Annotated in this window: 18 protein-coding genes; 9 read left to right on the forward strand and 9 right to left on the reverse strand. The window is 64.0% G+C overall.

All coding sequences use genetic code 11. The features are described 5' to 3' along the window. Nucleotides 1-21: 21 nt before the first annotated feature. On the reverse strand, nt 22-804 hold the full coding sequence (locus NLM25_RS21360) for a cobalamin-binding protein (protein ID WP_254138271.1): 783 nt from the start codon (nt 802-804) through the stop codon (nt 22-24). A 119-nt stretch (nt 805-923) separates the two neighbouring features. Between NLM25_RS21360 and NLM25_RS21365 the strand changes: the two genes are divergently transcribed. Both NLM25_RS21365 and NLM25_RS21370 read left to right on the forward strand, forming a co-directional pair. Continuing rightward, nucleotides 924-1,325 carry a PaaI family thioesterase gene (locus NLM25_RS21365; protein ID WP_254138272.1) on the forward strand — a complete coding sequence of 134 codons (402 nt, stop codon included), beginning with the start codon at nt 924-926 and terminating at the stop codon, nt 1,323-1,325. 150 nt (nt 1,326-1,475) lie between these two features. Continuing rightward, entirely contained in the window at nt 1,476-2,087 is a 612-nt protein-coding gene (locus NLM25_RS21370) for a GNAT family N-acetyltransferase (RefSeq protein WP_254138273.1), read from the forward strand. Nucleotides 2,088-2,165: 78 nt separating this feature from the next. Here NLM25_RS21370 and NLM25_RS21375 read toward each other — a convergent pair whose 3' ends face one another. The 5 genes from NLM25_RS21375 to NLM25_RS21395 all read right to left on the reverse strand — a co-directional run bounded on the left by NLM25_RS21375 (nt 2,166) and on the right by NLM25_RS21395 (nt 5,127). After that, nucleotides 2,166-2,471 carry a hypothetical protein gene (locus NLM25_RS21375; RefSeq protein ID WP_254118816.1) on the reverse strand — a complete coding sequence of 102 codons (306 nt, stop codon included), beginning with the start codon at nt 2,469-2,471 and terminating at the stop codon, nt 2,166-2,168. An 85-nt stretch (nt 2,472-2,556) separates the two neighbouring features. Then, nucleotides 2,557-2,856: a putative quinol monooxygenase gene (locus NLM25_RS21380; RefSeq protein WP_254138274.1), complete on the reverse strand. Its 300-nt coding sequence runs from the start codon at nt 2,854-2,856 to the stop codon at nt 2,557-2,559. Nucleotides 2,857-2,880: 24 nt separating this feature from the next. Beyond that, nucleotides 2,881-3,567 (reverse strand): DUF2161 family putative PD-(D/E)XK-type phosphodiesterase, encoded by a 687-nt coding sequence (locus NLM25_RS21385; RefSeq protein WP_254138275.1) that lies wholly within the window; start codon nt 3,565-3,567, stop codon nt 2,881-2,883. 97 nt (nt 3,568-3,664) lie between these two features. After that, nucleotides 3,665-4,345 carry an SDR family oxidoreductase gene (locus NLM25_RS21390; RefSeq protein ID WP_254138276.1) on the reverse strand — a complete coding sequence of 227 codons (681 nt, stop codon included), beginning with the start codon at nt 4,343-4,345 and terminating at the stop codon, nt 3,665-3,667. A gap of 23 nt (nt 4,346-4,368) precedes the next feature. After that, complete coding sequence (locus tag NLM25_RS21395; RefSeq protein ID WP_254118820.1) at nt 4,369-5,127, reverse strand: tyrosine-protein phosphatase; 759 nt, start codon at nt 5,125-5,127, stop codon at nt 4,369-4,371. A 71-nt stretch (nt 5,128-5,198) separates the two neighbouring features. Here NLM25_RS21395 and NLM25_RS21400 point away from each other — a divergent pair, with 71 nt between their 5' ends. After that, complete coding sequence (locus tag NLM25_RS21400) at nt 5,199-5,525, forward strand: MliC family protein (protein ID WP_254138277.1); 327 nt, start codon at nt 5,199-5,201, stop codon at nt 5,523-5,525. Between the two features lie 110 nt (nt 5,526-5,635). Here NLM25_RS21400 and NLM25_RS21405 read toward each other — a convergent pair whose 3' ends face one another. Next, entirely contained in the window at nt 5,636-5,839 is a 204-nt protein-coding gene (locus NLM25_RS21405; RefSeq protein WP_254118822.1) for a DUF2735 domain-containing protein, read from the reverse strand. Between the two features lie 536 nt (nt 5,840-6,375). Here NLM25_RS21405 and NLM25_RS21410 point away from each other — a divergent pair. The 4 genes from NLM25_RS21410 (at nt 6,376) to NLM25_RS21425 (ending at nt 9,866) form a co-directional block, all read left to right on the forward strand. Continuing rightward, a complete protein-coding gene (locus NLM25_RS21410; protein WP_254118823.1) occupies nt 6,376-7,410 on the forward strand; it encodes a glutamine synthetase beta-grasp domain-containing protein in 1,035 nt (344 codons plus the stop codon). Between the two features lie 198 nt (nt 7,411-7,608). Next, a complete protein-coding gene (locus tag NLM25_RS21415) occupies nt 7,609-8,310 on the forward strand; it encodes a GrlR family regulatory protein (RefSeq protein WP_254141231.1) in 702 nt (233 codons plus the stop codon). An 18-nt stretch (nt 8,311-8,328) separates the two neighbouring features. After that, nucleotides 8,329-9,012, forward strand: a complete 684-nt coding sequence (locus NLM25_RS21420) for a substrate-binding domain-containing protein (RefSeq protein ID WP_254138278.1) — start codon at nt 8,329-8,331, stop codon at nt 9,010-9,012. A 32-nt stretch (nt 9,013-9,044) separates the two neighbouring features. Then, nucleotides 9,045-9,866 (forward strand): tetratricopeptide repeat protein, encoded by an 822-nt coding sequence (locus NLM25_RS21425; protein WP_254138279.1) that lies wholly within the window; start codon nt 9,045-9,047, stop codon nt 9,864-9,866. Between the two features lie 63 nt (nt 9,867-9,929). Here the strand turns inward: NLM25_RS21425 and NLM25_RS21430 are convergent, their stop codons facing one another. Beyond that, nucleotides 9,930-10,388: a hypothetical protein gene (locus NLM25_RS21430; protein ID WP_254138280.1), complete on the reverse strand. Its 459-nt coding sequence runs from the start codon at nt 10,386-10,388 to the stop codon at nt 9,930-9,932. Between the two features lie 91 nt (nt 10,389-10,479). Here NLM25_RS21430 and NLM25_RS21435 point away from each other — a divergent pair, with 91 nt between their 5' ends. Beyond that, on the forward strand, nt 10,480-10,629 hold the full coding sequence (locus NLM25_RS21435; protein WP_254118827.1) for a hypothetical protein: 150 nt from the start codon (nt 10,480-10,482) through the stop codon (nt 10,627-10,629). Nucleotides 10,630-10,920: 291 nt separating this feature from the next. After that, nucleotides 10,921-11,625 (forward strand): GrlR family regulatory protein, encoded by a 705-nt coding sequence (locus NLM25_RS21440; protein ID WP_254138281.1) that lies wholly within the window; start codon nt 10,921-10,923, stop codon nt 11,623-11,625. 166 nt (nt 11,626-11,791) lie between these two features. Here the strand turns inward: NLM25_RS21440 and NLM25_RS21445 are convergent, their stop codons facing one another. Next, nucleotides 11,792-12,400, reverse strand: coding sequence for a tetratricopeptide repeat protein (locus NLM25_RS21445; protein WP_254138282.1), 609 nt, complete (start codon nt 12,398-12,400; stop codon nt 11,792-11,794). Nucleotides 12,401-12,417: the final 17 nt, after the last annotated feature.

Here is a 12,417-nt window from a genome sequence, read left to right on the forward strand (position 1 = left end):
ATCGCAATGACGGCGGAGAGATCAAGCGCCCCACAGCGCCTGCACCATCGCATCCAACCCATCCGTCAGCGCGGCTGGCCCCGGCTGCAATATGATCGGCGATTTGATCTCGACGATACGATTGTCGCGCACGGCCGGAATCTCGCTCCAGCCATCGCGCTGCTTGATGCGGGCAGGGACGACCTTCTTGCCGCACCATGATGCGAGGATCACGTCGGGCGCGGCCTTGCGCACCGCCTCAGCCGAGACGATGCGATCCTTCGCGGCCTGCCGGAGCCGCAGGTCCGGAAACATATCCTCACCGCCGGCGATCTCGATCAACTCGGACACCCAGCCGATGCCGGAGATCAACGGATCGTCCCACTCCTCGAAATAGACTTTTGGTCGCGAGGAGGGACGTGGCGCCGCCGCTATCTCTGCGAGGCGCCGTTCGAGCCCGTGAGCCAGCACCTCGGCAGGCTCAGCCGCGCCGACCAGCGCACCGAGCGTGCGGATCATTGCCAGAATTCCGGCGACGTCGCGCTGGTTGAAGACGTGGACATCGACACCGGCGCGGACGAGGTCGGCGGCGATAGCGGCCTGAAGATCGGAGAACGCCAGCACCAGGTCCGGTTCCAGCGCCAGGATCTTCGGGATGTCTGCCGACACGAAGGCTGACACCCGCGGCTTCTCCCGCCGCACCTGCGGCGGGCGGACGGCATAGCCGGAGACGCCGACGATGCGGTCCTGCTCGCCGAGCAGGTACAGCGTTTCAACCGTCTCTTCGGTCAGGCAGACGATGCGGCGGGGCGGGAAGTGGCGCATGGGAAGAGCATATGCGCAAATGCGGTCGCCGATGTCAGCAGGGCCATTACCTCGGACGTCATTGCTTTGCCGCGCGAAGCAATTCACGCTGAGACAACAAGGAATTGGGAGGAGATCCGATGACGCCGCTCGAGAAACTTAAAGCGATGAAGATGCCGTTTGCCGAGCTCAAGGGCGTCGAGTTCGTCGAAGCCGGGAAGGATCGCGTGGTGGCGCGCATGACGGTCCGGCCCGACCTCTGCACGCTCCACCACACCATCCACGGCGGCGCGGTGATGGCGCTCGCCGATTCCGTCGGTGCGGCCGCGACCGTGATCAATCTGCCGGAGGATGCCAAGGGCACCACGACGCTGGAGAGCAAGACCAATTTTATCGGTGGGGCGAAGGAGGGAACCACCGTCATCGCCACAGCGACACCGGTCCATCGGGGGCGGCGGACCCAGGTCTGGAGCACCCGGCTGGAGACCGAAGACGGCAAGCTCGTCGCCGTGGTCACTCAGACGCAGCTCGTCCTCGTATGATTACGGGGGCTTGATTTTGTTAACGAATTAGTCGCTTCCGATGCCCGAAACTTGGGCAGGTTCCCGTCTTGAAAAACATGCTGCGTCGCACAATATAGGAGGCCTAGGGATTCGAACGCCTCCTCGAGGGACACCAAGAGGAGTTTTGACGTGGTACTTGAAGATACGACCCGCACGATGTCCGTTCCGGGCTATGTGCGGACCTTGAGCCAGCAGGAAGAATTGCCGCTTCTGCGCGATCACCTGCTGAGGCTCGACGCCGGAAGCCGGCACGACCGTTTCAACGGGTTTCTCGACGACAGCTTCATCGAGCGTTACGCCGCCCGCTGCGCCGAGGACGGCACCGTGATTGTCGCTTACATCGTCGATGGCGTGGTCCGCGGTGCAGCCGAGCTGCATCCGCCGGAGGACGATTCGCTGCCTGAGGTCGCCTTCAGCGTGGAAGCCTCCGCACGGCGCCAGAACGTCGGCACCGTGTTGTTCAGCCGGCTGATCGCGGAAGCGCGCTGGAAGGGCTACAAGCGCCTGCGCATCACCACCGGCGCCGAGAATCACGCCATGCGGGCGCTCGCCAGGAAGTTCGGGGCGAATCTGCAATTCCGTCATGGCGAATCGACCGGCACCATCGATCTTGCCAAGTCGCCCGAGGACGAGCTCGCCGATCTCGCGGCCTCTCCGTTCACGGCCAGCCGCGCCTTGCTCAGCTTCAACAGCACCTGCTGGAAGCTGATCTCCGCGATGTACGGCAATCGCGCCGCCTGAACCAAATGCGGACTGGAATCAAAAAGCGGACCGGCAAGACCGGTCCGCTTTCCGTATTGGGGATAAGGAATTAAGCGCTCAGGTGCCGGTGCGCTTGTCGTTGCCGAAGCGGCGGACGACACGGCGTTCGACCACCACGGAGCGCTGCGCACCCTGTTCGCCTGCGATCACGCGCGTGGCGGTGATGCGGCTGTTGGTGCGGGCCTGCTTCTTCACCTCGGCCTGCACGACTTCGAGCGGCATGCCCATCAGCGCTGCCGCGATCTCGGCCTGCTGCTCGTGGTCATCGGTGATGCCGACGGCAGCGAAGATCGCCTCGTCCAGGGTCGGGGGATCGTGGCGCACGCGCCGCGTGCCATATTTGGTATTCCAGTCTGCGCTCATAACGGCCTCGTTTTGATGCCGGGATACCTAGTGCCGTCAATGTTGCATTGCAATATGAATTTGGTGTGGCATCTCAGCTATGCACTCACAGCTTCTCGAGCCTGCTGGCGTCATAAAGCTCGAGTGTGGCGGGCCCTGTGGCCAATGAGCGCAAGGTGCGCACGAATTCGCCGGATGCAGGTACCGCAAAGTGGGCGGCGAGCGCGGCGCGGTCGGCCCATTGCTCGAAGAACACCAGCCTGAGCGGGTTCTCGCAGTCGATGTGCACGGCATGGGAGATGCAGCCGGGCTCCCCTCGCGACCGATGAACATGTTCGAGGCTCAGGCGGCGTGCTTCCTCGAACGTCTCGGTGCGGACCGTTACGCTGCCGGTCACAACGATCATTTGAAGTCTCCCGATAGATTGCCGCTAGGGCAGGGATGCCTCGCGGGCGGTGTCGTTCACCGGCGCCTGCGGCCAGCGTTTCAGCGCCGCGCGCCCGGCCTCGGTCAGCCCGTAAATTCCCCGCTCGGCGCGTTCAAACCAGCCATACACATTATTAAGCATGATCTTGCCGGCATCGGGACAGCGTTGGCGCAATTCGCTTACGCGCCGCGGGCCTCCCGCGAGCGCCGAGGCGCAGGCCAGCGCCTGCTGGCGATAGGCCGTCATGATCGGCGCGCGGGTGCTGCCACCGAGCACGGGATCGCCTTGGCGGCGCTGATGTTCGGCGACCAGGCGCGATCGGACCTTGGGCTCGCGGCGTGGCGCTGCCGTCGGCGGCTTCACCAGCACCTCGACCTGGCCGCGGTCAGTCACCCCAAGCATACCGAAGCCGAGGCGGCGGCAGAGATTGCGATAACGCGCATCGCTCTCGCGCCCCTTGCCGCGCACGGACATTTTTGCAGCGATCCAGACCTCGTCGCCGGCGGGTGCGCGGTCGACCGCCTGCAGGATCAGCTCGAGATTGAAGGCGAGCTTGAGCTCGCCGATCACGACGACAGGCGGATCGCCGGCGCTAAGGCCCACGAGATCGCAGCCGCCGATCTCGCCCTTGACCGTGAAGCCGAGCTCTTCGAGGAAGCGTTTGACGGGCAAATAGAGCGTGGTTTCCACAGGTGTTCCGATCGGAGAATCAGTTGGGGGCAGTCTAGAGCGTTCGCTGCTCCGATTGAATCAGAGCCTCCGCTCGGACGATCCGACCGGAGTGCGACTACACCCGTCCGCCCACCGGGATCAGCGCGCCGGTAACGCCGCTCGCGGCATCGCTGGCGAGGAACAGGATCACCTCGGCGAGCTCCTGCGGCGTCACCCATTTGGAGAAATCCGCTTTCGGCATGTCGGCGCGGTTGGCCTTGGTGTCGATGATCGAGGGCAGCACGGCGTTCACGGTCACCTTGCCTTTCCACTCGTTCGCGAGCGCCTCGGTCAGGCGATGCACGCCTGCCTTCGACGCGGCATAGGGGCCCATGCCCGAGCCGGCCTGAAGAGCGCCCATGGCGCCGATATTGACGATGCGGCCGGCCCCGGACGCGGCGAGATGCGGCAGCGCCGCGCGCGAGGTGTTGAGGGCCGTCAGCACGTTGAGCGCATACATGCGCTGCCACGTCTTGATGTCGCCGTCGGTCACGGTCTCGAAGGCGAAGCCGCCGGCGATGTTGATCAGCGCATCGACGCTGCCGAAGTGCCTTGCAGCCGCCTCGACCGCTGTCTTCGCCTGTGCCGCGTCGGATAGATCGACGCCGCCGATCTCGATCCTTTCAGGCGTTGCCGACATCTGCGAGGGGGCGTGATCGATGCCGGCCACGCGTGCGCCGCGCGCCAACGCTGTCTCGGCGACAACCTTGCCAAGCGCACCGAGCGCGCCGGTCACGATCAGAACCTTGCCTTGCATCGTCGTTCTCCCGGCGCGGCCGCTTACGATTGCAGATAACGCGCCTTCAGCGCGGTTTGCTCTGCTGTGCCGAGCTTGAGACCATCGCGCAAGTAGGTTTCGAGATCGCCGTACTCCTTGCCGACGGCTTCGAAAGCCGCGGCAAGATACGAGGCCTCGACGTTGCCGATGGCGTTGCGAACGTCCTCGGGCAGGTCGATTGCCGCCGTGGCATCGCGTTTGTAGTGCTGGTTGGTCAGCAGATAGTCCTCGGCAATCACGTCATCGGGCACACCCAGCGCATGCAGGATCAGCGCGCTGGCAAAGCCGGTGCGGTCCTTGCCGGCGGTGCAGTGAATGACGAGCGGTGCGCGGTCTTCCAGAAGATGTCCGAACAGCGCGCGGAAGCTGTGGGTGTTGTGGCGCACATAGTTGCGATAGGACTCGCGCATGAGCTCGAGCGCGACCGGCGCAGTCAGCGCGCCCCTGGCGAGTTCGGCGCGCAGCGCGGCCACCACTGTCGGCTCGATCGGCAGCGAATGCACGGTGATCTCGTTCACCACGCAGACGCCGGCCGCGCGCTCCTCGACGCCGCGAAAATCGAACGCGCTTTTGACCCCCAGTGAACGCACGATCTCGATGTCGGCAGCGGTGAGCTGGCCGAGATGGTTGGAGCGGAAGATGTGGCGCCAGCGCGTAGTGCGGCCGTCAGTCGTGGCGTAGCCGCCGAGGTCGCGAAAATTGCTGGCGCCTTGCAAGGCGAGGTGACGGGCAGGGGAGTCTTTTAGGGAAGAGTCTTGCATGAGCTCAGCTTGGGTTATGGTTCCGTCGGACGCACGGCTGGCGTCCTTGAGGTCTATTACAGGGGGCGATCATGGGCCGGCACAAGGCCATTCTTTGGGGGATCACCATGCTGGCGGCTGGAATGACCAGTGCGCGGCAGGCTGATGCGCAGACCTTCCGGACCTACCGCTGTGCTGATGGTACGCAGTTCATCGTGGGGTTTTATGACGGCGACAAGCGCGCCTTCCTCCAGATCGACGGCGAGCCCGTCACGCTCGCCAAGCGACTGACCGTCTCGGGCGCGCGCTATTCGGGGGCGGGTATCACACTGAGGATTCCCAAGACCGGGGCCACCACGGTCAAGCATCTGAAGCGGCCGGTCACGGCCTGCGCGGTGGTCGAAAAGCCTGGGCTCTAGCCCGGAGGCCAACGAGAATCAAAAAGGGCCGAAACTTCGTTGTTCCGACCCTTTTTCAAACTGCACCGATCGCTCAAGAGAGCGCGGCGGTATCAAACCAGCCACAGGCATCAGCGATCCCATTTCGGCTTGGCTTCGTCGACCGCTTCCTGGTGGTACCAGCTGTCGCTGCAGATCGAGACGTTCGCGGGAAGCGAAGCTTGATCGGCGGGAAGGCGGGTCTCGCCATAGCGGCGTCCGGCGAGAGCCGCGCGGCCCCCGGCGGGGAATTGGTAGATCGTCGCAGATCCGTGACTCAGACCATTGTTCATCATTGCGATTTGCTCCTGGGTCGAAGCGCCTTGGCCTCCATGGTGCGCCCGACTCGTTCGATTGTGGTTACTGGAATCCCCATATCGGCCGCGCATCCAGAATAGGAAAGTGCTGAAAAGGAAATCAGTTGCCGCCCAATTTGTAGGCAGTCGACCCTCTGCATCGCCTAAGGCACCCTTCTGATGACTAACGCCTGGGCCATTCCAAAGGTTGCTAGGCAGGGGCCTCCGGCTTTGCGAAAATTGCTGGACGTTGATGCGCGTTTCACCGGCAACCTCCGGCGTCGGGTCACTTGCTCCAGAAACAGGCGATTTCAGCGGGATTTTTGCAGTGCAGCTTCACGCGAAGGTGCGCTTCTATGACGCACGCCGTTGTGGACGGCTTGCGGCCGCCTGGCCCGTGCCGGCCGCAGTGGACAACCTCCCGCACTGCGGCCTTTTGGCACGCAAAATGCTTGTAGGGGGGCGGCCGATGATGGCCGGGTACAAACGTGCGGGGCTCTCAACCCCACCTTTCGCATCATCTACAGAGAGGCTCAATGACCAAGTATAAGCTCGAGTACATCTGGCTCGACGGATATACGCCGACTCCGAACTTGCGCGGCAAAACTCAGATCAAGGAATTCGCGTCGTTCCCGACGCTCGAGCAGCTTCCGCTCTGGGGCTTCGATGGCTCCTCCACCCAGCAGGCCGAAGGCCACAGCTCCGATTGCGTGCTGAAGCCGGTCGCGGTGTTCCCGGATGCCGCCCGCACCAACGGCGTGCTGGTGATGTGCGAAGTCATGATGCCCGATGGCAAGACCCCGCATCCGTCCAACAAGCGCGCCACCATCCTCGACGATTCCGGTGCCTGGTTCGGCTTCGAGCAGGAATACTTCTTCTACAAGGACGGCCGTCCGCTCGGCTTCCCGACCTCGGGTTATCCGGCGCCGCAGGGTCCGTACTACACCGGCGTCGGCTTCTCGAACGTCGGCGACGTCGCCCGCAAGATCGTCGAGGAGCATCTCGACCTCTGCCTCGCGGCCGGCATCAACCACGAGGGCATCAACGCGGAAGTCGCGAAGGGCCAGTGGGAATTCCAGATCTTCGGCAAGGGCTCCAAGAAGGCCGCTGACGAAATGTGGATGGCCCGCTACCTGATGCTGCGCCTGACCGAGAAGTACGGCATCGACATCGAATTCCACTGCAAGCCGCTCGGTGACACCGACTGGAACGGCTCCGGCATGCACGCCAACTTCTCGACCGAGTACATGCGTACGGTCGGCGGCAAGGAGTATTTCGAGGCGCTGATGGCAGCCTTCGACAAGAACCTGATGGACCACATCGCCGTCTACGGCCCGGACAACGACAAGCGTCTGACCGGCAAGCACGAGACCGCGCCGTGGAACAAGTTCAGCTACGGCGTTGCCGATCGCGGCGCTTCGATCCGCGTTCCGCACTCCTTCGTCAACAACGGCTACAAGGGCTATCTGGAAGACCGCCGTCCGAACTCGCAGGGCGACCCATACCAGATCGCTTCGCAGATCCTGAAGACGATCGCGTCCGTGCCGGCCGACAAGAAGGCCGCCGCCTAAGCTCCTCCCGGCTCGGGCTGGGGGGCTGGCCTGGGTTGGACTTCAATCCGCCGGAGCGACAAGGCTCCGGCGGATTTTTGCATTCTGGTGACAGCCGTTGTTGTGGGTCTGCCGGCCATGCCGGCCTGACGTCTGTCCATCGCCAGCGAAACCGGGATAGAATGCGCCTGGATGCGCGCGGGGCCGGGGACACGGCTGGTGTTTGAAGGCTTCTACAAGGTCAGATTTCAGCTCGGCGACGCCGTCGGCCGGAGCGTGATGCATGCCGCCAACGGCAAGATGCTCGGCGGCAATTCGGCGTTCGCCCATATCGGCAGCTATGAGAAGACCGACAGCGGCGTCGACGTCGTCATCAAGACCGTCCGCCACAATCCCGACCCGAACTATCGCGCCATGGCCGGCACCGACGATGCGACCTTGCTGGCGAAGGGCTGGCCCGACGGCGAGCTCTATCGCTTCAAGGGCGAGCTCAAGGAGCTGCCCGGCGTGCCGTTCCAGTCGTTGATGACGCCGATCACCGAAGACGAGGTGCCGATCGCGGGTGGCGTCGGCGAGGCCGGTATCGCCGACGGGCTCTATTCGGTGCATCTGCGCATGCTCGATGGCGTCGATGGCGGGCTGACCGGCGTGATGCTGCTCAACCGGGGCCGCATCCTCGGCGGCGATGCCTCGTTCTACTATCTCGGCAGCTACACCGCCGCCAACGGGCGCTGGAAGGGCCAGATCCTCAACCAGGAGCACACGCCGGCCAAGGACGATCCGATCTTCGGCGGCCACGAGGTCGGCATCGGTTTCTCCGGCACCTATGACGCGGAGCAGGCGGTGCTGGAGGCGACGGCGCTCGCCGGCAAGCGCTCCTTGCGCCTGACCGCCGCGCTCAAGCTGATGCACCGCGCCTGATCCCGACTGGAATTGCTCATGGAAAAAATTCGCATGCTCTCGACGCTTGGCCTGATGGGCGCGATGCGCGGCCTGTCCTCCGCCTTCGAGACCGCATCGGGCCTCCACGTCGATGCCGACTTCGCGCCGACGCTGGCACTCCTGAAGCGCTTGCGCGACGGCGAGGCCGCCGATCTCGTGATCCTCACCCGCGAGGGGCTCGACGAGATGATCGGCGAGGGCCGCGTGCTCGCAGGTAGCGCGGCCGATCTGGCGCGCTCTTTCGTTGGCATTGCGGTGCGGGCAGGGCAGGTGCATCCCGACATCTCCAGCGAAGCCGCCTTGCGCAAGTCGCTGCTCTCGGCACGGTCCGTCGCCTATTCGCGGCTGGGCGCGAGCGGTGTTTATTTTGCCCAGCTGATCCAGCGATGGGGCATCGCGGCCGACATCAATGCGAAGGCCACCATCGTCGAGCAGGGCTTTACCGCTGAGCGGCTCGTGACCGGCGAGGCTGATCTCGCCGTGCAGCAGATCAGCGAGCTGAAGCAAGTCGACGGCATCGAGGTGGTCGGCCCGATCCCGCACGATTTGCAGACGCCGGCGGTGTTCTCCGCCGGCCGCATCGCCAACGCGAAACAGGCCGAAGCGGCCGATCGGCTGCTGCGCTATCTGGCATCGCCGGAGGTCGTCCCGGTGCTGCGCCAATCGGGACTCGAGCCTTGAATTTGCCTGAGCAGAGACGCAACGTGATGCCCATGCGGACTTGTCTCCTTGCCATCCTCCTCACGCTCGCAACGCCGTTGTCGGCGCAGGCCCAATCGGCCGATCTCGTCCTGTGCGACCGGGTGGCGGCCGATCCCAGCGATCCCGACAAGCCGGCCGATGTGAAGGGCGTGACGGAGCTTGCTTCCTTCGACGTCGCGACCGCGATCAAGTTCTGCAAGCAGGCCGCACCATCGTCGCGGCGCGCGATGTTCGCGCTCGGCCGCGCCTATGCGGCCAACCGGCAGACGGCGGAGGCGATCGCTGCCTGGCGCAAGGCCGCCGACAAAGGATCGACGGCGGCGATGGTCGAGCTCGGCGTGGCCTACGGCACCGGCTCCGGCGTCGCCAGGGACGAGGCACAGGCACGCAAATTGTTCGAGAGGGCGGCGCAATCAGGCAATCCTCGCGGTGTCAGCAATCTTGCCGCGCTCGGTGGCGCTGGCGGTGGTGCGCCAGCCGATCCCGCGCAGGCGCGTACGCTGCTCGGCAAGGCCGCCGAGACCAACGCGGAAGCGCAGTATCAGCTCGGCCTGATGCTCTCCAACGGCAACGGCGGCGAGAAGGACGACGTCGCGGCGCGCGCGCTGTTCGAGAAGGCGGCGGCGCAAAACCATCCCGGCGCGCTGGAGCGGATGGGCGCCTTCGCGCAGGACGGCCGCGGCGGTCCCAAGGACAAGGACGCCGCGAAGGCCTATTACGAGCGCGCTGCGGCGCTCGGCGACGAGGATGCCAAGAAGGCGCTGGAGCGGATACGCTGTCCCTATGCGATCAAGGACAAGCAGGGCAAGCTCGTCACCACGCTGTGCTTCTAGATTCTTGTTTGACGCGTTTTCTTGACGCGAACCGACATCCACTTCGTTCGAAAACGCTTTGGCTTACTTCCTGTAGTAGGCGACGTTGTTGCGGGCGTCGCGATAGGTCGTCTCGAGGAAATCAGGATATTGCGCGGCGGCCCGTGCGACCGCGCGCACGACGCAGTCCCAGAAATCGCCGTCCCAGTTGAAATGCGTGAAGGTCGCGTCCTCGAATTTGACGGCGGTGATGATGGCCTGCCGGATTGCGTCGTCATTGGCGCGTGGATGGGCGCGCTTGAGATAGCCGAACATCGGCCCTTCATGGGCATGGTCGCGGCCGTAGCGGTATTTCTCGTCCATCTGCTGCGGGGTGAGGGTGCGATAGATGCGCACCTCCTCGTCGGTCGGACGACCCTCGATGGAGTCCAGCCGGTAGCGGCGGCACCATATCTCGAAGGCTGCGTCGAGCAGCGGCTGCTTCGCCGCGCTGGCGACGATCGCTGCGATCTGCTCCTCGGCTGATGGTTCTGTCCTTTTCATGCCCCCTTCGTCGCGCGCTTGCGCTGGCAGGTTCGAAAGGAACCAGCCCGGACACGGTCCGTTGAATCCTCGACAAGCAGGAGGCGCAATCATGATCCGCAAGCTCGCATCCGGCGAATACCGGCTCTATTCACGCAAGGTGAACCCCAGGACCGGCAAACGCCGCAACCTCGGCACGTTCAGGAGCCGCGCGGCGGCCGAGAAACACGAGCGCGAGGTGCAGTACTTCAAGCGGCATTGACGCAACAGGGATCGTCTGCAGCCGCGCAAGGCAAAAAAGTCGAAAACAACCCCATGCACAGTAGCCAAGTCGTTGAAATCACTTTGATCGTTGAAGGCGCTGCGGGCTCGCAATCGCATATTGCGGATTTGGCGAAATCATCTTGCTCCGTCGGGCAAAACAGGGGCATAATGGAATGATGCAGCGAGTGGCCCCGGCGAGCGGCCCTGCGCGGAAAAGCCGGATGGCCTCGGTGCGGCGACAGTGCTAGGTAGCCCGCGATTCTTTTTCCGATTTTGCGGGTTTACGATTTTGCTGGACGGACTCTACAAGGTTGAATACGGCATTGGCGGCGCCTTCGGCCGCAGCATCATGTGCCTGCACAATGGCAAGATGCTGGGCGGCAATTCCGCCTTCGCGCATCTCGGGACCTACGACGTCAGGGACGGCGCGATCGAAGCCAGTGTCATCACCGAGCGCCACAACGACGATCCCAACTACAAGCCGCTGATGGGAACCGACGTCGCCGCGATCAAGGTGCGCGGCAGGACGGAGGGGTCGACGATCCTGCTCGAGGGCAAGGCGGATCCGATGCCCGACAGCGTGTTCTGGGCCAACCTCGCGCCGCTCGATGACGAGGCGCTGCCGCCGCGCGGCACGGTCGGACCCGACAGCATCGTGAACGGGCTCTATTCCATCCACATCCGCGCCCTCGACGGCGTCGAGGCCGAGCTCTCCGGCGTGATGCTGCTGATGGACGGCCGCATCCTCGGCGGCGATGCGTCGTTCTACTATCTCGGCTCCTATTCGTCGGCGGACGGCCGCTGGAAGGGCGAAATCCTTCACCAGGAGCATACGCCGTCCAGGAGCGAAAACCCCGTCTTCGGCGGCTGCGAGGTCGGGATCGGCTTCTCCGGGACCTGCACGACCGGGAGCGCCGAGCTCGAAGGCGTCGCGTTCGACGGCAAGCGCAGTTTGCGGCTGGCGGCGTCACTGAAACTGATGCGAAGGGCCTGAGAGGCGTACTGATAAACACCGCGTCTGCTTCCGCCAAAGAGCGACATCGATGCGGGGTGGACGAACGTCGACTTTGGGGCCAGCAAGCGACATGCGCAGCGATTTTCACCTAGGGCGTGTGTTGCCGACCGTTCCCGGTGCCGACTTTTAAGCGGCCGATCTACCATCAATGTGGAGCTGAGTTTCTGTATGCTGCGATGGCGCGCTTGAGATCGTCATATTCCTGGCAAGGAAGGAGGAGGCAGAGATTTTCCAATGCGGCCAGGTGTTGCTCAGCTTTGATGGGCTCGCCGAGCACCAGATAAGCCTCGCCAAGATGTTCGTGCGCGCTGCGGTGGCGCGGATTTAGCATCAGCGCCTGCTGATAGTGTCCAATAGCCGGCCCGAGTTGGCGCAAACGTCGATAGGAATAACCAACGTAGTTCTGGATATCGGCATTGAGCGGATCACGCAGGGCAGCGCGCATGAACGATACAATGGCACCATTCCAGTCCGAAGCGGCAAGCGCCCTCTTGCCCGCTTTGAAATCGGGGTCGAGCTCCACCCACTCAGCATCCGCCGCCATCGATGCCATGGTGGTGCAGATCGGCCAGGCTTCGGTCGCGACTGCGGTCGTCCCTTTGCCGTTGGACCCGCTGAACGGCAGCCTGATCTCCCAATCCGTCCGGTCATTCGTGGAGACGGCGAAGCAAGCGACAAGCCCACCGAGCACCGTCGCTGCAGCGATTGCCGGGATCAGCGTTGTCGTTCTTACATTGACGGCGCTCTTGAGCATGGGTCGAACAGCCGAAG

Source organism: Bradyrhizobium sp. CCGB01 (assembly GCF_024199795.1).
Classification (GTDB): domain Bacteria; phylum Pseudomonadota; class Alphaproteobacteria; order Rhizobiales; family Xanthobacteraceae; genus Bradyrhizobium.